The organism is Arthrobacter sp. JB02-1C (assembly GCF_057748045.1).
This window is the reverse complement of sequence record NZ_CM173235.1, coordinates 2,427,916-2,447,798: the sequence shown is the minus strand read 5'-3', so window position 1 is coordinate 2,447,798 and position 19,883 is coordinate 2,427,916. Positions and strand designations below refer to the sequence as shown.

The following is a 19,883-nucleotide window of genomic DNA, read 5'->3' as shown; positions in this document are numbered from 1 at the left end:
GCGCCGTGGTGCACCCGGGTTCCCGGCGGCCATGACAACATGGTCTGTTGTGAAAGACGACAGCAGGGAAGAACGACGGCGGTTCCGGCTTCCCCGGCACCTTCCCCGCGCCCTCCTCCTGGTCTGCCTCGCCCTGGTGCTGGTCAGTGTGGGCATGGTTTTCACGCCCGGAAACCCGCCGGCACCGCACGAACCGCCGGTCTCCGAACGGGCCCGGGCTGCTGCCCTGGCCGACGCCCTGCAATTGCGGAACGCCGGCGAGGAACTGGGAGCCGCCCGGGGGGCCGCGGCGGCGAACCCGGCGCAGGACGCACCGGCGGAGGGTTCCCGGGCCGCCCTGACTCAGACTGTGAGTTTGCTGACAACCCACGCGCGGGCGCTGCTGCGGCCCGGCCAGGTTCAGGCGGCAGCACAGTCCACACCGTCCCTGCCGTCTACTCCGACCACCGCCGCCGGCCTGGCTGCGTCCCTCGCCGGCAGCGGCCGGCAGCGCCTCGCCGACGCCGCCACGGCCGACGGCGGGATGGCCAGGCTGTTGGCTGCGGTCGGAACCGCCCAGTTGCTGCAGTCCAGCGCCCTCGCCGCCGCAGCCGGCGCCCCGGACCCGGCGGCCGGAGCGCCAGGCCCGAGACCTGCCGCCGACCACCCGGCGCCCGGATCGTGCCCCGCCGCGACCGCTTCGCCGTCGTCCGCCCCCGTCAACGACGGCGGGACAGCCGCCGGAAATGCCGGGCTGCCGGGAGCCTTGGCGGCCCTGATCCGCACCGAGCAGGAGACCATGTACGGCTACCAGGTAGCGTTGACCCGCTTGGACGGCGCCGCGGCCAAGTCGGCAGCCGAGCAGCTTGCCCGGCACGAGGCACTTCTCGCCGGCGCGGAGTCACTGAGCCGCTCGCAGTGCGCACCTATCCCGCCGCCGGAGCCCGGCTATGCCCTGGATCCGGCGTTCCTGGCCTCACCCGGGCCCGGCCTGGCTGCGCTGGAGGGTGCGTCGCTGCCCGCGTACGGCGACCTCGTGGCCCTCAGCGACGGGGACAACCGGCAGTGGGCCATCGCGGGGTTGCTCGGCGCCGCCCGCCGCGCCGCTCTCTGGGGGGCAAGTGCCCCCGCGTTGCCGGGCCTGGACGTGGACCCCGCGTCGTTCCCCACGCTGCCCGCCGGTTGACGCCGTCCTGGCCATGGTCCGGCTTACCTTGCTTAGCCTTCCAATACTGGCCAGCAGTGGACGGCTGATGATTTGCTGTAGCCATGGAGATTAGCGGCGCAGCAGCCTTTCACGACAACGAGCCCCACCACGAAGACATTGCACAGCGGTTGAACTGGCTCCGCGCCGGGGTCCTGGGCGCGAATGACGGCATCGTCTCGGTCGCCGCCATTGTGGTCGGCGTCGCCGGTGTGACCACCGATTCGGGCCCGATCCTCATCGCCGGCGCCGCCGGCGTCGTCGGCGGCGCCATCTCGATGGCCCTGGGCGAGTACGTGTCCGTGAGCAGCCAGAAGGACAGCCAGCATGACTTGATCGAGAAAGAACGCCGCGAACTGGCCGAACAGCCCGAGGAGGAACTTGCCGAGCTGGCCGCAATCTACCAGGGCAAGGGTCTCAGCCCCGAAACCGCCCAGCAGGTGGCCATCGAGCTGACGGCGCACGATGCACTCGGTGCGCACCTGTCCGCCGAACTGCATATCGACGAGACCGACATCGTCAGCCCGTGGCACGCGGCGTTCGCCTCCGCCATCGCCTTCCTGATCGGGGCCATCCTGCCGATGCTCGCCATCTTGCTGCCGCCGCAAAACATCCGCGTCCCGCTGACTTTCGCGGCGGTCCTCATCGCGTTGGCGGCCACCGGAGCCATCGGTGCCTGGATCGGCGGCGGCTCGCAGCTGAAGGCGGCCATCCGGGTGGTCATCGGCGGCGCCGCGGCTCTGGTGGCGACCTTCCTGATCGGCAGCTGGCTCGGCGCCAGCGGCATCGCGGCCTGACCGGCGGGAACGGCGCCGTAACTCCACTGGAACTACGCTGGAGGCGATGACCACGCCTGCAGCCGTCCCGCTCCCACCCGCGCTCTCCCGCCGCTATGGCGGCAGCAGCGAGGGCCGGGCCTGGTTGGCGGCTCTCCCCCGGCTGCTCGGACGCTACCTGGAGCAATGGCAGCTCGTGCCTGATCTGGCCCCCGGGGACCTGCCCCGGCACGGCCGCGGCGCCGTCGTGGTCCCGGTCCGCCGGCAGACTTCCGGTGCCGCGGCGGCGGTCCTGAAGCTCGCTTTCCCGCACGAGGAAGCACTGGCTGAACACCAGGCCCTTGAGCTGTGGGGCGGCCGGGGCGCCGTCCAGGTCTATGCGGCCGACCCCGAGGCGGGCGCCCTGCTGCTCGAACGGCTCGACGCCGGCCGCTCGTTGCAGGACGTGCCGCTGGACGCCGCCGCTGCCATTTGGGGCGGCCTGGTCAGCCAGCTGAGCCTTCCGCCGGACGGCCGGCCGCAGTGGCCGGCCTTCGGCCACATAGCTGCCCGCGCCGAGCAGTGGAGCGACGAGCTCCCGGAGCGCTGGGAGCGGCTGGGCCGGCCGTTCCCGCGCTGGCTGTTGGAAGAAGCCCTGGAGGTCTGCCAGACCCGCGGCGCTGTCGGCCGGCGGTCCGGCACGGACGTGCTGGTGCACACCGATCTGCACTTCCAGAACGTCCTCGCCCGGCCCGCCGCCCAGGAGCGGCCCGGCCCCGGCGGCTTGCCCGGTGCCGGATTCACGGCCGAGGATTTCAAGGCGATCGACCCGCAGCCCCTGGTCGGCGAAGCGGAGTTCGCGGTCGCGCCGCTGCTGTGGAACCGGCTGGCGGAGCTGCCCCGCACCGGTCACGGCGACGCCCTGCTGGCCCGCTGCCGGGACTTCAGCGCCGCAGCCGGCCTCGACGGCGAGACTGCCCGGCAGTGGGCTGTGGTCCGGGAGGTGGAGAACGCCTTGTGGTACGCGGAACGCAACCACCGCGGCGACCTGGCCCGCTCCCTGTGGGTGGCCAGCACCCTCGCCGGCAATACGCTCGCCGGCCTGCCGGCCCCGCAGGACCTCCCGGCGCCCGGGGAAGCCGCCGAACGGCCGGGCTAGCGGCGTTTGTCTTCCCGGACGGCCGCCACGGCGTCGCGCACGGCGTCGACCGCAACTGCCACGTCGGCGTCGTCCGTGCTCCAGTTGCTCACCGAAATCCGCAGGATGTCCCGGTCCTGCCACCGTGACCCGGACATCCAGACCCGGCCGTCGGCCATGATCCGGGCCGTCACCGCCCGGGTGGTCTCGTCGTCGCCGAAGGCCAGCGAGACCTGGGTGTAGTCGACGTCGTTGAGCACCTCGACGCCGTCCAGCGCGGACAGCCGCGCGGCCAGCTCCTGGGCGATCAGCACCAGGGTGCGGACCTGGCGTGCCACCCCGTCCCGGCCCAGCGATTTCAGCGCAGCCCAGACCGGCACACCGCGGGCCCGGCGGGACAGCTCCGGAACCGTCTCGAAGGGGTCGGCCGGGCGGTCCGTGTCCTGGATCAGGTAGCTGGTGTGGACCCCCATGGCCGAGCGCAGTGCCTGGCCGTCCCGGACCACCGCGATCCCGCAGTCGTACGGCACGTTCAGGGTCTTGTGCGCGTCCGTGCCCCAGGAATCCGCGCCTGCCACGCCGCCGGTGAGCTCGGCCAGCTCGGGTACGGCGGCTGCCCAGAGGCCGAACGCACCGTCCACGTGCACCCGTGCGCCGTGCGCCTTGGCGACCGCGATGGCGGCCTTGAACGGGTCGAAGGCCCCGGAGTGCAGGTTTCCGGCCTGCAGGCAGACCAGCAGCGGGGTGCGGGCGGTTCCGCCGCCGCCGGGGGCGGTGGGGGTGTCGGTCAGGGCGCGGTCCAGCGCGCAATCCAGTTCCGCCGGATCAAGGCGGCCCTGGCTGTCCGTGGGGATGACCGTGGGGCGGCCCAATCCGAGGTAGCGCAGGCCCAGGTCGATCGTGTCATGCCGTTCCCGGCCGACGAAGCAGCGGATCCGGGGTGCGCCCGCCAGGCCGTCGGCATCGAGGTCCCAGCCGGCGTCGGCCATCAGCCGCCACCGCGCCGCGGCCAGCCCGGTGAAGTTGGCCATAGTGGCGCCGGTGGCGAATCCCACCGCGCAGTCGGCGGGGAGCCCCAACAGGTCAAGCAGCCACGCGCCGGCCGCCTCCTCGATCGCCGCCGTAGCGGGAGTGGCGAAGCGCAGCCCGGCGTTCTGGTCCCAGGCGCTGACCAGCCAGTCCGCCGCGAGGGCGGCCGGCACCGTGCCGCCGATCACCCAGCCGAAAAAACGTCCAGACGGCATGGCCATCAACCCGGGCTCGGCCCGGGTTGCCAGGTACTCCACCACTTCCTCCGCCGGGGTCCCGTCCCGGGGCAGCGGGCCGCCGAAGGCCGCGGCGAGGTCCGCGGCGGTGGCCTGCGGTCCGACGCGCCGGGTCCCCTGGCTCTCCAGCCACCGGTGCGCGTGCCGGGATGCGGCTGCCAAAGCCTCGCCATAGCGATCAACAGGAGCTGACATAGCTGCATGCTACGCCCGCCGGCGCGGCCCGGGCAGCCCCTCTGGAGCCGCGGCCCGGACGCCGGCGCCGGGCTGCTACCGGCTGGCGTCCTGCCAGACGTCGGAACCGAGTTTGATGATCAGGGCGCCCACCACCACGAGGAACACGATCCGGATGAACTTGCTCCCCCTGCTGACAGCGGTCCGGGCACCCAGGTAGCCGCCGGCCATGTTGGCCGCCCCCAGGACCAGGCCGAGGCCCCACAGCAGGGAACCGTGCGGCAGGAAGAACAGCAGTGCCCCGGCGTTGGTGGCCATGTTGACGATTTTCGCCTTGGCGCTGGCCTCCAGGAAGGCGTAGCCCATCGCCGAGACCAGCGCGATGATCAGGAAGGAACCCGTGCCCGGGCCGATCATGCCGTCGTAGAAGCCGATCACGGCGCCGATCAGGCAGGCCACCACGTAATGCCGGTGGCCGTCATGGCGCAGCTTGGTCAGTTCGCCGACGTTCGGCCGGAAGGCGGTGAACAGCGCGACGGCAACCAGTGCCGCGACGATAATGGGCTTGAACACGCTTGCGGGCAGGTTCGCTGCCAGCACGGCGCCACCAAAGCTCCCGGCCAGGGCGATCACCGCCATCGGCACGGCGGTGCGCAAATCCGGCCGCACCCGCCGGTAGAACGTGACCGCGCTGGTGGTGGTGCCGAAGATCGAACCCATCTTGTTCGTCGCCAGCGCCTGCACCGGGCTGATCCCGGGCACGAGCAACATGACGGGCAGCTGGATCAGCCCGCCGCCGCCCACGACGGCATCGACCCAGCCGGCAGCGAACCCGGCAACCACCACCAGGATCAGCGTGGCGAGCTGGATCGATTCGAGACCTGAGACCATTCCTGTGTCGACTGCGGGGGTCAGTTGCTGCGGACGGCGTTGACCACGTGGTCGACAGCCTTGTCCACGGCAATGTTCTCGGCCTCGCCGCTGCGCCGGTCCTTGATCTCGACGACGCCGTCGACCAGCCCGCGCCCGACGGCGAGGATGGTGGGAACGCCCACGAGCTCAGCGTCGCCGAATTTCACGCCCGGGGACACCTTGGGCCGGTCGTCGTAAATGACCTCGAGGCCGGCCGCTTCAAGCTCCCGGGACAGTTTTTCCGCCGCTGCGAAGATCTCCTCGCCGCGGCCTACGGCCACGACGTGGACGTCGGCCGGGGCGACGGCGCGCGGCCAGATCAGGCCCTTGTCGTCGTGGTTGGATTCGGCCAGGGCCGCCACGGCGCGGGTAACGCCGACGCCGTAGGAGCCCATGGTCACGACGACCTGCTTGCCGTTCTGGTCCAGGACCTTGAGGTCCAGGGCCTCGGCGTATTTGCGGCCGAGCTGGAAGATGTGGCCCATCTCAATGCCGCGGGCCGTTTCCAGCGGCCCGGAACCGTCCGGGGCCTCGTCCCCCGCGCGCACCTCGGTGGCCTCGATGACGCCGTCCCAGCCGAAGTCGCGGCCGGCCACCAGGCCAAAGACGTGCTTGCCGGCCTCGTTGGCGCCGGTGACCCAGGCGGAGCCGCTGACCACGCGGGGATCCACGAGGTAGAGCAGCTTCGAGGCGGCGTCGGCCCCCAGCAGCGGTGCGTCCAGGGACAGCCCGGGGCCGATGTAGCCCTTGACCAGGAGCGGCTGCTTCTTCAGGTCTTCTTCGTTGGCTGCCTCGAGCATGATCTCGCCGCCGATGGGCAGGAAGGCGCCGATGTTCGCTTCGACGCGCTTGAGGTCCACGCCGCGGTCGCCCGGTACCCCGATGACGACGAGCTGCCGCTCGCCGGTGGGCAGCGTGACGGCGAGGACAACGTTCTTCAGCGTGTCCGCGGCGGTCCAGGCGCCGCCGTCGGCCTCGCTGCGCGGAGCGATCGCGTTGGCGGCGTCAACGAGCGTACCGATGGTGGGGGTGTCCGGGGTGTCGCGGACCTCGGCGGCCGGGGCGTTCGAAAAGTCGATGTCCGCCGGCACCACCGTGGTGACGGCCTCGACGTTGGCCGCGTAACCGCCGGCGGAGCGTACGAAGGTGTCCTCCCCGACCTCGGTCGGGTGCAGGAATTCCTCGCTCTTGGACCCGCCCATGGCGCCGGCCGTGGCCGTGACCGGGACGACCTCCAGGCCCAGGCGTTCGAAGATCTTCAGGTAGGCGGAGCGGTGGGCCGCGTAGCTGGCGTCCAGCCCGGCGTCGTCAACGTCGAAGGAGTAGGAGTCCTTCATGATGAACTCGCGGCCGCGCAGCAGGCCTGCCCGGGGCCGGGCCTCGTCACGGTACTTGTTCTGGATCTGGTAGATGCTCAGCGGCAGGTCCTTGTACGAGGAGTACAGGTCCTTGACCAGCAGGGTGAACATTTCCTCGTGCGTGGGTGCGAGCAGGTAGTCGTTGCCCTTGCGGTCCTTGAGCCGGAAGATGCCTTCGCCGTACTCCGTCCAGCGGTTGGTCGCCTCGTAGGGTTCCTTGGGCAGCAGGGCAGGGAAATGCACTTCCTGTGCACCGATGGCCGACATTTCCTCCCGGATGATCTGCTCGACCCGGCGCAGCACGCTCAGCCCCAGCGGCAGCCACGTGTAGATACCCGGCGCCGCGCGCCGGATGTAGCCCGCCCGGACCAGCAAACGGTGGCTGGCCACCTCGGCGTCGGCGGGGTCTTCACGCAGGGTGCGCAGGAACAGCTTGGAGAGTCGAAGGACCACTGGAGGGGTATCCGTTTCTGAGGAAGTGCGGGGGGCTAACTGAAAATTATCCAGCTACCAATCTACCGTCTGGGCGGCCACCCCTTGCTCCCGGGCCGGGAAGAGCCACGCCATGACGCGGAAGCCCCTGGCCGTTTCCGGCTGGTCATCCCGTGATGGCGTGGCTCCTGCGACCCCAGTGCAGCAACCGGCTTCGTCCTGAGAGCGCTCGCGCCTGCTCGGCGCGGGTAGCTAGAACCTATGTGATCCACGTCGCTAAAACAAGAGTTGTCAACCAGATTTCTACCGGTCGGTAGCTCTGTGACAACCGCGCTGCCCGCTGGATGCGGCGGCGCGGCCGGGACGCGGGGCCTAGAAAAGCACGGTCGCGAAGGTGCCTACCTGGTGGAAACCCACGCGCCGGTAGCTGGCCCGCGCCCTGGCGTTGAAATTGTTGACGTAGAGGCTGGTCACGGGAGCCAGCGTCTGGGCGAGGACTACCACGGCCGCCATGTAACCTGCGCTCCCGCCGCGGCCACGGAAGGCCGGGTTCATCCAGACGCCCTGCACCTGGGTGACGTCGTCGGTGACCGCGCCGAGCTCGGCTTTGAACACCACTTCCCGGTCCGGCCCCAGGTGCACCAGCGAATGGCCGGCCCGGATCAGGCCCCGGACCCGCCTGCTGTAGTACTCCCTCCCACCGAGGTAGGGCGAATACCCCACCTCCTCTTCGAACATGGCGGCGCAGGCAGGAAGGATCCGGTCGAAGTCCGCGAGCTGACCAAACCCGAGCGCCGGGTTGGGATCGATCAGCGGCGGCCCGGAGATGCTGAGCAGCGGCTGGTCGGCACGGACTTCCTGGGCCGTGTAGCCCAGCGCTTCCAGGCCCGCGTGCAGGGCCAGCACTGTTTCGGCCGGTCCGAAGATCGAGGCATAGCGGCGGCCGGAACGGTTCGCCGCGGACGCCACCAGTCCTGCCAGTTCCGGGTCCAGTTCCACCGGCACCAGGTTGGCGCCGGCCCAGCACGCGCCCAGCAGCAATCCGCCGTCGAAGACGCCGAAAATACTGGCTCCGCCGGCGGTGGGCGCGGCGCTCCCCGCGGCGTCGAGATGGGAGAGGATGAAGACGTTGGCGACGGGGTCCTGCCGGGCGAGGTCCAGCAGCGCGGTGGTGTCCCCGCCGGTCAGCACCCTGACGGCGGGCCCGGCGCCGTCCTTACGAGACGCTAACCACGGGGCCACCCTGGACAGCATCTTCGCCATCGGACTCCCCCATCTCTTCAGCGAGACGCAACGCCTCTTCGATCAGTGTCTCAACAATCTGGTCTTCGGGAACAGTCTTGATGACCTCGCCCTTCACGAAGATCTGGCCCTTGCCGTTACCGGAGGCCACCCCGAGGTCTGCCTCCCTGGCTTCGCCGGGCCCGTTGACCACACAGCCCATGACGGCGACGCGGAGCGGGACTTCCATGCCTTCGAGGCCGGCCGTGACCTGTTCGGCAAGCGTGTAGACGTCCACCTGGGCGCGGCCGCACGACGGGCAGGAGACGATTTCGAGTTTCCGGGGGCGCAGGTTCAGCGACTGCAGGATCTGGTTGCCGACCTTGATCTCCTCCACCGGCGGGGCCGAGAGGGAGACCCGGATGGTGTCGCCGATGCCGCGGGAGAGCAGGGCGCCGAAGGCGGTGGCGGACTTGATGGTGCCCTGGAACGCGGGACCGGCCTCGGTCACGCCGAGGTGCAGGGGCCAGTCGCCCTTTTCGGCCAGCATCTCGTAGGCGGCCACCATAATCACCGGGTCGTTGTGCTTGACCGAAATTTTGAAGTCATGGAAGCCGTGCTCTTCGAACAGCGAGGCTTCCCAGACGGCGGACTCGACGAGTGCTTCCGGCGTGGCCTTGCCGTACTTCTTCAGGATGCCCGGCTCGAGCGACCCGGCGTTGACGCCGATCCGGATCGAGGTGCCGTGGTCCTTGGCCGCGCGCGCGATTTCCTTGACCTGGTCATCGAACTTGCGGATGTTTCCGGGGTTGACCCGGACCGCCGCGCAGCCGGCCTCGATGGCGGCGAAGACGTACTTGGGCTGGAAGTGGATGTCCGCGATCACCGGAATCTGCGACTTGCGCGCGATAATCGGCAGCGCCTCGGCGTCGTCGGCGGACGGGCAGGCGACCCGGACGATGTCGCAGCCGGAGGCCGTCAGTTCGGCGATCTGCTGGAGGGTGGCGTTGATGTCCGTGGTCGGGGTGGTGGTCATCGACTGCACACTGATCGGTGAGTCGGAGCCGACGCCGACCGAGCCGACCTTGATCTGGCGGGTTTTCCGGCGGGGGGCAAGAACGGGGGGCGGTGCCGACGGCATTCCCAGGCTGACCGAGGTCACGGTGACTCCTCTGAATCGAACAATCGAAGGTGGGTGGGCGGTGCGCGCTATCCGGCGTGCCCGGCCAGCAGGCCGGTCAGCGGAGCCCACACCATCGTGCGGGTGCCGGAGATGGCGCCGGCGCCGGCGAAGGGGTCCTCCTTGAGGAGCTCATTCAGGGCCTGTTCGTCCTCGGCCTTGAAGATGAGCAGCGCTCCGGCGCCGTCGGTGTAAGGGCCGCTGGCCAGCAGGGTGCCGTCCTGGGCCAGGCCCGAGGTCCATTCGCGGTGGGCGGGTCGGGTGGCGTCGCGGACGGCGGCGGATTCGGCGTCGTACACGTACTCAACAGCAAAAACAGTCATACCGCTACCCTATCGCCCCTGCCCGCCGGGTTCCCATCCGGACAACCGTGCTGTCCGCTCCCGGAGGCGTCCGAGGGCGGCCCGTCAGGCCAGGAAGAGGGCTTTGGCCAGGGCCGCGACGCCGGCCGCCCACAACATGGACGCCAGGGTGCCGATGATGAACCGTTCGGCGGCCACCGGGGTTTCCTTGAGCTCGGCAAAGCGGCCCAGTCCCTTGATGGCGACCACGTAGGCAATCGCAACCGGCTGGCCGGCCAGGATGGCCAGGCAGACAGCAAGCCGTTCGAGCACCCCGATGATGGCACCGCCGCGCAGGATGCGGGTGCCGGCGTCGGGGGTTGCCGCTGCCGTTGCCGGTGCCGGGTCCGTTGCCGCTGCCGGGAGGGTGATATCGCCGTCGACGGTCCCGTCCGCTGCCGCACCGTCCGGGGCGGATCCGCTGTTGCCGCGCCGGCTGTCCGACCGGTCATCGATGGTCCGTGCCAACCGGAACACCAAAGCGGTGACCGGCCATCCGCCGAACCCGGCGGCCAGCAGGGCCAGGGCAATCCAGAGGGCGTTCACCGGTCTCCTTCGCTAGGGGCTTGCGGCGCGGCCTTATCCGGCCCGGTGACCAGGCCATCCGCCAGGGCCAGCAACATTTCCGCGGCCGGCCTCGCCGCCCATTCTTCCTGCCAGCCCGAGCGAAGCAGTGCACGGCTCACCGACTGTTCGGTGATTCCCAACTGCCGCGCCGTTATTTTTTGCGTTCCGTGCGTACTGGCATGGCCGTGCTGGACCCTGCGAAGCACGTCGACAACCTTCCACTGCGAGGCGGTCCGGTCCTGGACGACGCGCCCGATCAACCGCAGGACCGCCTCCGCGTTGGCGCCTTCGCGTTCCCCGGGCGCCCCGTCCGCCGCGGCCCGTCCGGGGCCGCCGGAGACCGGGCCGGCGGCCACCCGGCCGCGGCCTCCGGGGACCACCGCGAGCGGAACGTGGGACGCGGCGGCCTTGGCGCGGTCCACCGCGAGGCGGGCCGCCACGAACGCCGGCCCGGACCCTTCCCGCGGGCTGGCCGGCAGCGGGAGGTCCACCGGGCCCACCCCGATCCCGACATACCAGCGGCCACTGCGGAGCGCATGCAGGGCGACGTCCACGGCCTCCTCCGGGCTCTGCAGCACGCCCTGGACCTCGTCGCCGACGGACCGTTCGAAGCGGGAATGCGGGCAGAGGTTTGCCAGTTCGGCCAGCAGCTCGGGGACGCGGTCGATGTCGGCGCTGCTGCCGCGCTGGTCAATGGTGAGGACGTACATGCCACCAACCCTAAACGGCTGATTATCCAGAATCAATCATTTACAACTGATTATCCGGAATATGTCGCTGCAGGCTGAGCGGGACCCGCCGGCCTGCACCCGGTCGCCTGCGCTCCCGCCCGGTTACTCCCGCGCCGCCCGCCCGCCGCCCGTCCGGTGGCACGGCGTACCGGCAGGCGTCCGCGGTGCCTTCGCCGGTAACTGGGCAGGAACGTCACCGGGGTGAGTCCAGGGCTAACCGAACAGGTTGACCGGCTTGACGATGTCGGCGTAGATCAGCAGCGCCGACATGCCCATCAGCAGCACGGCCACGACGTAGGTGACCGGCAGCAGCTTGGCAATGTCGAACGCGCCGGGATCGGGCCGTCCGAAGAGCTTCGCGATCCGGCGCCGGACGCCCTCGTAGAGCGCCCCGGCCACGTGCCCGCCGTCGAGCGGCAGCAGCGGGACCAGGTTGAACACCGCCAGCGCAAAGTTGAGGCCGGCCAGCAGCCCGACCAGGGCGGCGAAACGGGACTGCAGGGGAACCTGCTCCATCGCGGCGACTTCGCCGGCGACCCGGCCCACGCCGACCACGCTGATCGGCCCGTTCGGGTCGCGGGGCTCCTCGCTGAAGGCCGCCTGCGCCACGCCGGCCACCCGCGCGGGCAGGTTGAGCACGACGCCGGCAATCTGCTTGATGTTTTCGCCGGCCATGGGCAGCACCGAGGTCGCGGGCTGCTGCACCAGGGCGGTCTGTGCCCCGATGCCGAGGAAGCCGACGTCCTGGTACCGGGGCTTTCCGCTGGCGTCCTTGGCCTGCCGGCCGTCGTCGCCGACGACCGGCCGGGCGGAGAGGACCGGAGTGACGGTGGTGCTGACGGGGGCACCGTCCCGCTCCACCGTGATGCCTACCGTCTTGCCGGCCGACGCCCGGATCCAGCCGGTGAGCTCCTCCCAGCTGGTGACCGCTTTGCCGTCGAAGGACGTGATCCGGTCGTTGGGCAACAGGCCTGCGGCGGCGGCCGGGGTGGGGTTGCAGGCGGCCGAGTTCGGGTCGACCGTTTCGCCGGCCTTCACCTGGCATTTGGAGACGTCGGCAATGGTGGTGGTCGACGCCGCCACGCCGAAGCCCATCAGCAGCACCGCCGTCAGCACCACCCCGATCAGCAGGTTCATCGCCGGGCCGCCGAGCATGATGATGATTTTCTTCCACACCGGCAGCCGATAGAAGACCCGGTTCCCGTCAGCGGGCCCGACTTCCTCGTGCGCCAGGGACCGGGCGTCCGAGGCCAGCGACTGGAACATCCCGGTGCTGGAGGGCCGGACCGTCCCGTCGGTCTTGTTCGGCGGGTACATGCCGATCATCGAGACGAAGCCGCCCAGCGGGATGGCCTTGAGCCCGTATTCGGTCTCACCGCGGCGCTTGGACCACAGCGTGGGCCCGAAGCCGATCATGTACTTGGTCACCCGCACGTTAAAGAGCTTGGCCGGCACCAGGTGCCCCACTTCGTGCAGGGCGATGGATACGGCGATGCCGATCACGACGAAGACGACGCCGAGGATAAAAAGGACAACGGGGCTCATGCTGGCTTTCGCTACTTCCTGGGCACTGGTGGGGCTACTTGCTAGGAACTTCCAACGGCCAAACGCTCGAGCGCCCGGGCGCGTGCCCATTGCTCAGCCTCCAGCACGGACTCGACCGTCAGCCCGGAGGATCCTGAGTGTCCGCTGAGGACGGCTTCGATCGTATCGACAATATCGGTGAACCGGATCCGGCCGGCATGGAACGCCATTACGGCCTCCTCGTTGGCGGCGTTGAAGACGGCCGGGAAGGTGCTCCCCTGCCGGGCCGCGGCCTTGGCCAGTTCGACGGCGGGAAAGGCCTGGGTGTCGAGCGGCTCGAAGGTCCAGGCGGTGGCCGTGGTCCAGTCGCAGGGCCGCGCGGCACCGGCCACCCGGTCCGGCCAGCCCAGGCCGAGGGCGATGGGCAGGCGCATGTCCGGCGGCGAGGCCTGCGCGATGGTGGAACCGTCAACGAACTGCACCATCGAGTGCACCACCGACTGCGGATGGACCACGACGTCGATGCGGTCCAGCGGGATGTCGAAGAGCAGGTGGGCCTCGATGACTTCCAGGCCCTTGTTGACCAGGCTCGCGGAATTGGTCGTCACCATCAGGCCCATGTCCCAGGTGGGGTGCGCCAAGGCCTCCCCTGGCGTGACGTTGTGCAGCTGCTCCCGGGTCCTGCCGCGGAACGGTCCCCCGGACGCGGTCAGCACCAGCCGGTCCACCTCCGCGGCCGTGCCGGAACGCAGGCACTGGGCGATGGCGGAGTGCTCCGAGTCGACCGGGACGATCTGGCCCTTCCGGGCGGCCGCCTTGACCAGGGCACCGCCCACGATCAGGGACTCCTTGTTGGCCAGGGCCAGCGTGGCGCCGGATTTCAGCGCCGCCAGGGTGGGGGCGAGTCCGATCGACCCGGTGATCCCGTTCAGCACCACGTCCGCCGGGATCGCCGCGATCCGGGTGGAGGCGTCCGGTCCGGCGATGATCTCCGGCCGGTACCCTGCGACGCCGGCGGCGCGGGCGGCGTCGTCGATCAACCGCTGGAGTGCTGCGGCGTCCCCGGTGGCGATGCCAACGGCGCGGGCCCGGGTGTGCACAGCCTGCCGGGCGAGCAGTTCGAGGTTCCCGCCGCCGGCGCTGAGCGCCACGACCTCGAAGCGGTCGGGGGCACCGTCGACGACGTCGAGGGCCTGGGTGCCGATGGAACCGGTGGATCCGAGAATGACAATGGTGCGCGGCTGCATGCTTCCAGTATCCCGCACTGTCTCCCCTGCCGTCGGGCTGGCGCCTGTTGACGGGGCAATCGGCCGGCGTAACGTGGAATTTGTGGAGTGGACGGCCTGGTTTGATGCGCCGGAGTATGTGTTCGCCCGGCAGGTACTTCAGCGCGGTGTGGCGGCCCTCTACCTGGTGGCGTTTTTGTCGTCGCTGAACCAGTTCCCGGCCCTGCTCGGCGAGCGCGGACTGCTGCCGGTGCCTGAGCTGCTGGCACACTCCCGGCGACTGCGCGGGCCTACGCTGTTCAGCTGGCGGTACTCGGACCGCCTGCTGCGCGCCGTGTGCTGGGCCGGGATGCTGCTTGCCGGCAGCATCGTCCTGGGCCTGCCGCAGCGTGGCCCGCCGTGGGTTCCGCTGCTGGTGTTCCTGGCCCTGTGGCTGCTGTACATGTCCATTGTCAACGTGGGCCAGACGTTTTACGGTTTCGGCTGGGAGATGCTGTTGCTTGAGGCCGGGTTTACCGTGGCGTTCCTGGGCTCGGACCAGACTCCCCCGCCGCGGACCATCCTGATCCTGCTGACCTGGCTGCTGTTCCGCCTGGAGTTCGGAGCCGGGATGATCAAGATCCGGGGCGGCCGGGAGTGGCGGGACTTGACGGCCCTGTACTACCACCATGAGACCCAGCCGATGCCCGGACCGTTCAGCCGGCAGGCGCACCTGTTGCCGAGGGCATGGCACCGGCTGGAGGTACTGGGCAACCACGCCGCCCAGCTGGTGGTCCCGTTCTTCCTGTTTGCCCCGCAACCGCTGGCCGGTGTGGCGGCGGGGATCGTCATCGCCACCCAGCTCTGGCTGGTCCTCACCGGCAACTTCGCCTGGCTGAACTGGATGGCCATCGTCCTCGCGTTCGCCGCGGTCAGCGACCCGGTGGCGCACGCCGTGGTCCCGGCCATTCCGGGCGCCGGTCCCCCGTTGCCCGACGGCGTGGAGGTCCCGGCCGGCAGCCAGGCGCCGCTCGCCTGGCTGGTGGTGGTCTTCCTGGTCACGGTCCTGCTGCTGGTGCTTAGCTACCGTCCGATCGAGAACCTGCTGGCGCGTTACCAGCTGATGAACGCCGCTTTCAACCGCTGGCAGCTCGTGAACGCGTACGGCGCCTTCGGCACGGTCACGAAGCAACGGATTGAAATCGTTGTCGAGGGCACCCTCGGCACCGACCCCGACGATCCCACGGGCTGGCAGGAATACGGCTTCCGGGGCAAGCCCGGGGATGTCCGCCGCATCCCGCGCCAGTGGGCGCCCTACCACCTGCGCCTGGACTGGCTGATGTGGTTCCTGCCGCTGCGGACCGTGCACGAGAAATGGTTCTACGCCTTGCTGACCAAACTGCTGGAGGCCGACCGGCCCACCCTGCAACTGCTGCGGGAGGACCCGTTCAACGGTGCCCGGCCGCAGTGGGTGCGCGCCCGCAGCTACCTGTACCGTTTCGCCACCCGGGCGGAGTTCCGCGCCACCGGCCAGCGCTGGATCCGGATCCCGCTGAACGAACCGATCCCGCCGGTTTCGCTGCCCCCGCGCCCGGCAACGCCTCGCTAGTTGCACTGCAGCGCCGCGGAGATCGCCGCCAAGATGCCCGCTGGGAGGCAACAGCAGCGGGCGTGGGCCCTAAACCGCGTGTCCCGCCCGGCGCAGGGTGGACCGGGCGTGCTTGAGGATGGGCCCGTCGATCATTTTGCCTTCGTACTGGAAGACGCCGGTGCCCGCGGCGTCGGCGGCCGCGAGCAGGGCGGAGGCGGCGGCGATGTCGGTTTCGGACGGGGCGTAGGCGGAGCGGACGGCCGCCACCTGGTTCGGGTGGATGCACGCCTTGGAGCCGAAGCCGGAGGCGACGGCGTCGGCCGCCTCGGCGGCGAGGCCGTCAAGGTCGGGGATGTTGACGTAGACGGCGTCGATGGCTTCCTTGCCGTAGGCCGCGGCGGCCAGGAGCACGGCGGAGCGTGCGTGCAGCGCGACCGCCCGGTAGCCGCCGTCGTCGGTGCGGCTGGAGGTGCCGCCGAGGGAGGCGAGCAGGTCCTCGGCGCCCCACATCAGCGCCACCACGTTGGGTTCCGCGGCAATCGCTGCGGCGTTCACGACGCCGGCCGCCGTTTCGCACAGCGCGATCACGCTGTAGTCCGCGAGTTCCTTGAGCTGGGAAGCGTGCTCGGTCTTGGCGAGCATCACGTGCCGGTACGGGGTGTGCCTGAGGCAGTGCAGGTCCTTTTCAAACTCTTCGGTCCCCACGGGGTTGACCCGGACGATGGTGCGGCTCGGATCCAGTTCCGGCGCGTCCCCGGCCGCACCGAGCTGGGCCAGGATGGCGCCGCGGGCGCGCTTCTTGTCGGCCGGGGCGACGGCGTCCTCGAGGTCGAGGATGACCGCGTCGGCGCGCCCGGCCGCCTTTTGGTAACGCTCGGGCCGGTCGGCAGGGCAAAACAGCAGGGCGGGACCCATCAGGAAAGTCATGCTTCGATTGTCCCCTTTCCGGCGGCTTCTGCAGGTGCTGCCGCCTGTTGCCCTGCTTCCGGCTGGGGCGCTCCCTGCTCCCCCGCGCCCGGCCGGGCCGCTGCATGGGCTTCCCGCGTCCACATCAGGCAGCTGCGGGTCGCGAGCGCCACCACGTCGCCGTCCTGGTTCCGGCCGGTGTGCTGCAGGGTGACGATTCCCTGGCCGGGCCGGGAGGACGAGAGCCGCTTTCCGGTCACCACGGTCTCGGTGTAGAGCGTGTCCCCGTGGTACAGCGGGTGCGGGAACGATACATCCGTCAGTCCCAGCTGGGCGACGATGGTGCCCTGGGTCAGCTGCGGAACGGATTGGCCCACCACCGTGGCGAGGGTGAACATCGAGTTCATCAGCCGCTGCCCGAACGGCTGGGCCGCGCTCCACGCGGCGTCCAGGTGCAGCGCCTGCGTGTTCATGGTCATGGTGGTGAACAGCACGTTGTCCGTCTCGGTCACGGTCCGGCCGGGGCGGTGCGCATACACCACGTCTTCTTCCAGTTCCTCGAAGTACAGGCCGCGCTGTTCGATGACCCGGGCGCCGGTTGCCGGTTCCGGCAGGGCATTGGTGCTCATACCGTCAGTTCCTGGTCTTCCTCGAACAGTTCGGCGCCGGTGGCCTTGGCCACATCCTCTGCGTTGACGCCCGGGGCCAGTTCCCGCAGCACCAGCCGCGGCTTGTTGCCGTCAGTCGTCACGTCGATCACGGCCAGGTCCGTGATGATCCGGTCCACGCAGCCCTTGCCGGTCAGGGGCAGGCTGCAGTGCTCGACGATTTTCGGGTTTCCGTTGCGGTCCACGTGTTCCATCATCACGATGACTTTTTTGGCGCCGAAGACCAGGTCCATGGCGCCGCCCATGCCCTTGACCATCTTGCCGGGGACCATCCAGTTGGCGAGGTCGCCGTTCTGGGCCACCTCCATGGCACCCAGCACCGCGACGTCGACATGGCCGCCGCGGATCATGCCGAAGGAGGCAGCGGAGTCGAAGAACGCGGCGCCCTTGTTCACCGTGACGGTTTCCTTGCCGGCGTTGATCAGGTCCGGGTCCACCTGGTCCTCGGCGGGGTACGGGCCCACGCCCAGGATGCCGTTTTCCGAATGCAGCACCACCTCGACGCCGGCGGGGATGTAGTTGGGGATCAGCGTGGGCATCCCGATGCCGAGGTTGACGTACTGGCCGTTGTGCAGCTCCAGCGCCACCCGGGCGGCCAGCTCGTTGCGGGTCCAGCCTTTGCCGCTGCGGACCGCGGCCTGGTCAACCTGGGAACGGCGGTATTCGTGCCGGACCGCCTCGGGGCGGGGCGGGGCGGCCTGGTTTTCGTCGTTTGCTGCCACGGCTATGCTCCTGACTGCTCGGTGGTGCTTGAGACGGTCCGCTTCTCGATCCGTTTTTCGCCCTGGGCCGCGAGGACGACGCGCTGGACGAAGATTCCGGGGACGTGGACGTGTTCGGGGTCCAGGTCCCCCGGTTCCACGAGTTCCTCGACCTCGGCGATGGTGATCCTGCCGGCCATCGCGCAGAGCGGGTTGAAGTTCATCGCCGTGGCGTGGAAAACCAGGTTGCCGTGCCGGTCGCCCTTCCACGCGTGGACGAGACCGAAATCGGGCCTCAGCGACTCCTCCAGCACATAGTCCTCGCCGTGGAAGCTGCGGACTTCCTTGGCCCCGGAGGCGAGTGCGACGTTCCCGTCGGCGTCGTAGCGTTGCGGCAGGCCGCCGTCGGAGACCTGGGTGCCGACGCCGGCGGGCGTGTAGAAAGCGGGGATCCCCGCCCCGCCGGCGCGGAGTTTCTCGGCGAGGGTGCCCTGCGGGGTGAGGACCACCTCGAGTTCGCCGGCGAGGTACTGCCGGGCGAACTCCTTGTTCTCCCCCACGTAGGAGCTGATGGTGCGGCGGATCCGGCCGTCCCTGAGCAGAATCCCGAGCCCCCAGTCGTCCACGCCGCAGTTATTGCTGACGGTTTCCAGCCCGGTGGCGCCGTGCGCGTGCAGAGCGTCGATCAGTGCCACCGGGATGCCGCACAGTCCGAAGCCGCCGACGGCGAGAGAGACGCCGTCGGGGATGTCCGCGACGGCCTCGGCGGCGGTGCCGACAACTTTGTTGATCATCGTTGATCCTTCCCTCGGCGGTGGCGGTGGCGGCTAAAGGCCCAGTTCGCGGGCGATCAGCATCAGCTGGACCTCGGTGGTGCCTTCCCCGACTTCGAGGATCTTGGAATCGCGGTAGTGGCGTGCGACCGTGAAGTCGTTGATGAAGCCATAGCCGCCGAACACCTGGGTGGCGTCCCGCGCGTTGTCCATGGCAGCCTCACCTGCGACCATCTTAGCGATGGCCGCCTGCGTCTTGAACGGCTTGCCGGCGAGCATCCGTGCGGCTGCGTCGTAGTACGCGAGCCGGGCGGTGTGGGTTCGGGCCTCCATCCGGGCAATCTTGAACGCGATGGCCTGGTGCTTTCCGATGGTCTGCCCGAAGGCGCTGCGTTCCTTGGCGTATTTCACCGCCTGCTCCACACAACCCTGGGCTGCGCCGACGGCGAGCGCCGCTATCGCGATCCGGCCCTCGTCCAGGATGGACAGGAAGTTCGCGTAGCCGCGGCCCCGCGCGCCCAGCAGGTTCGCTTCCGGGACCCGGACGTCCGTCAGGGTCAGCGGGTGCGTGTCCGAGGCGTTCCAGCCCACCTTGTTGTAGGCCTTCTCCGCGGTGAAGCCGGGGGTGTCGGTGGGCACCAGGATGGTGGTGATTTCCTTCTTCACGCTGCCGTCGGGGCGTTCCTCCTGGCCCGTGACCGCGGTGACGGTGACCAGCCGGGTGATGTCGGTCCCGGAGTTCGTGATGAACTCCTTGTTGCCGTTGATCACCCACTCACCCCCCTCGAGCCGGGCGGTGGTCTTGGTCCCGCCGGCGTCGGAACCGGCTTCCGGCTCGGTCAGGCCGAAGCCGGCCAGCGCCTTGCCGGACGCCAGCAGCGGCAGCCATTGTTCCTTTTGCTCCGCGTTGCCGAAACGGTGGATCGGCATCGCACCGAGGGAGACGCCGGCCTCCAGGGTAATGGCCACGGACTGGTCCACCCGGCCGAGCTGTTCGAGGGCCAGGGCGAGGGCAAAGTAGTCCCCGCCCATGCCGCCGAATTCCTCCGGGAAGGGCAGCCCGAAGAGGCCCATGTCCGCCATCTGGTCGACCACCTCGTACGGGAAGCTGTGTTCCTGGTCGTGCTTGGCCGACACCGGGGCCACCACCCCGTCGGCGAATTCACGGACGGTGTCGCTCAGGTCCTGGTATTCCTCGCTAAGTTCGAAACTGGCCATCGGGACTCCTGTGTCTGGGGGTGGCTATGTGGTGTTAAAG

The 19,883-nt window shown here is 69.7% G+C and carries 19 protein-coding genes; 4 read left to right on the top strand and 15 right to left on the bottom strand.

Translation table 11 applies throughout. The annotated features are described in order from the left end of the window. The first annotated feature begins 49 nt into the window (after positions 1-49). The 3 genes from AC3ANP_RS11520 (at position 50) to AC3ANP_RS11510 (ending at position 3,097) form a co-directional block, all read left to right on the top strand. Entirely contained in the window at positions 50-1,165 is a 1,116-nt protein-coding gene (locus tag AC3ANP_RS11520; RefSeq protein WP_488330317.1) for a ferritin-like domain-containing protein, read from the top strand. An 83-nt stretch (positions 1,166-1,248) separates the two neighbouring features. Then, on the top strand, positions 1,249-1,980 hold the full coding sequence (locus AC3ANP_RS11515; protein ID WP_488330316.1) for a VIT1/CCC1 transporter family protein: 732 nt from the start codon (positions 1,249-1,251) through the stop codon (positions 1,978-1,980). A 46-nt stretch (positions 1,981-2,026) separates the two neighbouring features. Beyond that, positions 2,027-3,097: an aminoglycoside phosphotransferase family protein gene (locus tag AC3ANP_RS11510; RefSeq protein ID WP_488330315.1), complete on the top strand. Its 1,071-nt coding sequence runs from the start codon at positions 2,027-2,029 to the stop codon at positions 3,095-3,097. On the opposite strand, the gene AC3ANP_RS11505 is transcribed toward AC3ANP_RS11510, so the two are convergent. From AC3ANP_RS11505 to dxr, 10 genes are all read right to left on the bottom strand, one after another. Continuing rightward, positions 3,094-4,536, bottom strand: a complete 1,443-nt coding sequence (locus AC3ANP_RS11505; RefSeq protein WP_488330314.1) for a pyridoxal phosphate-dependent decarboxylase family protein — start codon at positions 4,534-4,536, stop codon at positions 3,094-3,096. The two genes, AC3ANP_RS11510 and AC3ANP_RS11505, sit on opposite strands and share 4 nt — an antisense overlap. Positions 4,537-4,611: 75 nt before the next feature. After that, positions 4,612-5,406: a sulfite exporter TauE/SafE family protein gene (locus tag AC3ANP_RS11500; RefSeq protein ID WP_488330313.1), complete on the bottom strand. Its 795-nt coding sequence runs from the start codon at positions 5,404-5,406 to the stop codon at positions 4,612-4,614. 20 nt (positions 5,407-5,426) lie between these two features. Continuing rightward, positions 5,427-7,238 (bottom strand): proline--tRNA ligase, encoded by a 1,812-nt coding sequence (locus tag AC3ANP_RS11495; protein ID WP_488330312.1) that lies wholly within the window; start codon positions 7,236-7,238, stop codon positions 5,427-5,429. Between the two features lie 351 nt (positions 7,239-7,589). Beyond that, the gene (locus tag AC3ANP_RS11490) at positions 7,590-8,471 is read right to left on the bottom strand and encodes a GNAT family N-acetyltransferase (RefSeq protein WP_488333030.1); all 882 of its coding nucleotides are present in this window, start codon (positions 8,469-8,471) and stop codon (positions 7,590-7,592) included. Then, positions 8,434-9,600 (bottom strand): flavodoxin-dependent (E)-4-hydroxy-3-methylbut-2-enyl-diphosphate synthase, encoded by a 1,167-nt coding sequence (gene ispG, locus AC3ANP_RS11485; protein WP_488330311.1) that lies wholly within the window; start codon positions 9,598-9,600, stop codon positions 8,434-8,436. Before ispG ends, AC3ANP_RS11490 begins: the two co-directional genes overlap by 38 nt. A gap of 47 nt (positions 9,601-9,647) precedes the next feature. Beyond that, positions 9,648-9,941, bottom strand: a complete 294-nt coding sequence (locus AC3ANP_RS11480; RefSeq protein WP_488330310.1) for a YciI family protein — start codon at positions 9,939-9,941, stop codon at positions 9,648-9,650. 84 nt (positions 9,942-10,025) lie between these two features. After that, complete coding sequence (locus AC3ANP_RS11475) at positions 10,026-10,505, bottom strand: hypothetical protein (RefSeq protein ID WP_488330309.1); 480 nt, start codon at positions 10,503-10,505, stop codon at positions 10,026-10,028. Continuing rightward, positions 10,502-11,236 (bottom strand): MarR family transcriptional regulator, encoded by a 735-nt coding sequence (locus AC3ANP_RS11470; RefSeq protein ID WP_488330308.1) that lies wholly within the window; start codon positions 11,234-11,236, stop codon positions 10,502-10,504. The genes AC3ANP_RS11475 and AC3ANP_RS11470 overlap by 4 nt, the downstream gene beginning before the upstream one ends. Positions 11,237-11,470: 234 nt before the next feature. Continuing rightward, on the bottom strand, positions 11,471-12,802 hold the full coding sequence (locus AC3ANP_RS11465) for a M50 family metallopeptidase (RefSeq protein ID WP_488330307.1): 1,332 nt from the start codon (positions 12,800-12,802) through the stop codon (positions 11,471-11,473). A 41-nt stretch (positions 12,803-12,843) separates the two neighbouring features. Beyond that, the gene (gene dxr, locus AC3ANP_RS11460) at positions 12,844-14,028 is read right to left on the bottom strand and encodes a 1-deoxy-D-xylulose-5-phosphate reductoisomerase (RefSeq protein WP_488330306.1); all 1,185 of its coding nucleotides are present in this window, start codon (positions 14,026-14,028) and stop codon (positions 12,844-12,846) included. Positions 14,029-14,110: 82 nt separating this feature from the next. Between dxr and AC3ANP_RS11455 the strand changes: the two genes are divergently transcribed. Further along, positions 14,111-15,595, top strand: coding sequence for a lipase maturation factor family protein (locus AC3ANP_RS11455; RefSeq protein ID WP_488333029.1), 1,485 nt, complete (start codon positions 14,111-14,113; stop codon positions 15,593-15,595). A 69-nt stretch (positions 15,596-15,664) separates the two neighbouring features. Here the strand turns inward: AC3ANP_RS11455 and AC3ANP_RS11450 are convergent, their stop codons facing one another. Genes AC3ANP_RS11450 through AC3ANP_RS11430 form a run of 5 tightly spaced genes read right to left on the bottom strand, consistent with a single transcriptional unit; the run spans position 15,665 to position 19,843 of the window. Further along, complete coding sequence (locus tag AC3ANP_RS11450; protein WP_488330305.1) at positions 15,665-16,504, bottom strand: HpcH/HpaI aldolase/citrate lyase family protein; 840 nt, start codon at positions 16,502-16,504, stop codon at positions 15,665-15,667. Continuing rightward, positions 16,501-17,112, bottom strand: coding sequence for a MaoC family dehydratase (locus AC3ANP_RS11445; protein ID WP_488330304.1), 612 nt, complete (start codon positions 17,110-17,112; stop codon positions 16,501-16,503). The genes AC3ANP_RS11450 and AC3ANP_RS11445 overlap by 4 nt, the downstream gene beginning before the upstream one ends. Next, positions 17,109-17,873: a CoA transferase subunit B gene (locus AC3ANP_RS11440; RefSeq protein WP_488330303.1), complete on the bottom strand. Its 765-nt coding sequence runs from the start codon at positions 17,871-17,873 to the stop codon at positions 17,109-17,111. The genes AC3ANP_RS11445 and AC3ANP_RS11440 overlap by 4 nt, the downstream gene beginning before the upstream one ends. A 2-nt stretch (positions 17,874-17,875) precedes the next feature. Then, complete coding sequence (locus tag AC3ANP_RS11435) at positions 17,876-18,646, bottom strand: CoA transferase subunit A (protein WP_488330302.1); 771 nt, start codon at positions 18,644-18,646, stop codon at positions 17,876-17,878. Between the two features lie 33 nt (positions 18,647-18,679). Next, complete coding sequence (locus AC3ANP_RS11430) at positions 18,680-19,843, bottom strand: acyl-CoA dehydrogenase family protein (protein ID WP_488330301.1); 1,164 nt, start codon at positions 19,841-19,843, stop codon at positions 18,680-18,682. Between the last annotated feature and the right edge of the window lie 40 nt (positions 19,844-19,883).

Excerpts from the sequence above, each read along its gene's own strand:
- AC3ANP_RS11435 (WP_488330302.1), bottom strand. The coding sequence starts at position 18,646 with ATGATCAACAAAGTTGTCGGCACCGCCGCCGAGGCCGTCGCGGACATC.
- AC3ANP_RS11430 (WP_488330301.1), bottom strand. The coding sequence starts at position 19,843 with ATGGCCAGTTTCGAACTTAGCGAGGAATACCAGGACCTGAGCGACACC.
- AC3ANP_RS11465 (WP_488330307.1), bottom strand. The coding sequence starts at position 12,802 with ATGAGCCCCGTTGTCCTTTTTATCCTCGGCGTCGTCTTCGTCGTGATC.
- AC3ANP_RS11445 (WP_488330304.1), bottom strand. The coding sequence starts at position 17,112 with ATGAGCACCAATGCCCTGCCGGAACCGGCAACCGGCGCCCGGGTCATC.
- AC3ANP_RS11500 (WP_488330313.1), bottom strand. The coding sequence starts at position 5,406 with ATGGTCTCAGGTCTCGAATCGATCCAGCTCGCCACGCTGATCCTGGTG.
- AC3ANP_RS11470 (WP_488330308.1), bottom strand. The coding sequence starts at position 11,236 with ATGTACGTCCTCACCATTGACCAGCGCGGCAGCAGCGCCGACATCGAC.
- AC3ANP_RS11490 (WP_488333030.1), bottom strand. The coding sequence starts at position 8,471 with ATGCTGTCCAGGGTGGCCCCGTGGTTAGCGTCTCGTAAGGACGGCGCC.
- AC3ANP_RS11515 (WP_488330316.1), top strand. The coding sequence starts at position 1,249 with ATGGAGATTAGCGGCGCAGCAGCCTTTCACGACAACGAGCCCCACCAC.
- AC3ANP_RS11480 (WP_488330310.1), bottom strand. The coding sequence starts at position 9,941 with ATGACTGTTTTTGCTGTTGAGTACGTGTACGACGCCGAATCCGCCGCC.
- AC3ANP_RS11450 (WP_488330305.1), bottom strand. The coding sequence starts at position 16,504 with ATGACTTTCCTGATGGGTCCCGCCCTGCTGTTTTGCCCTGCCGACCGG.
- dxr (WP_488330306.1), bottom strand. The coding sequence starts at position 14,028 with ATGCAGCCGCGCACCATTGTCATTCTCGGATCCACCGGTTCCATCGGC.
- AC3ANP_RS11505 (WP_488330314.1), bottom strand. The coding sequence starts at position 4,536 with ATGTCAGCTCCTGTTGATCGCTATGGCGAGGCTTTGGCAGCCGCATCC.
- AC3ANP_RS11510 (WP_488330315.1), top strand. The coding sequence starts at position 2,027 with ATGACCACGCCTGCAGCCGTCCCGCTCCCACCCGCGCTCTCCCGCCGC.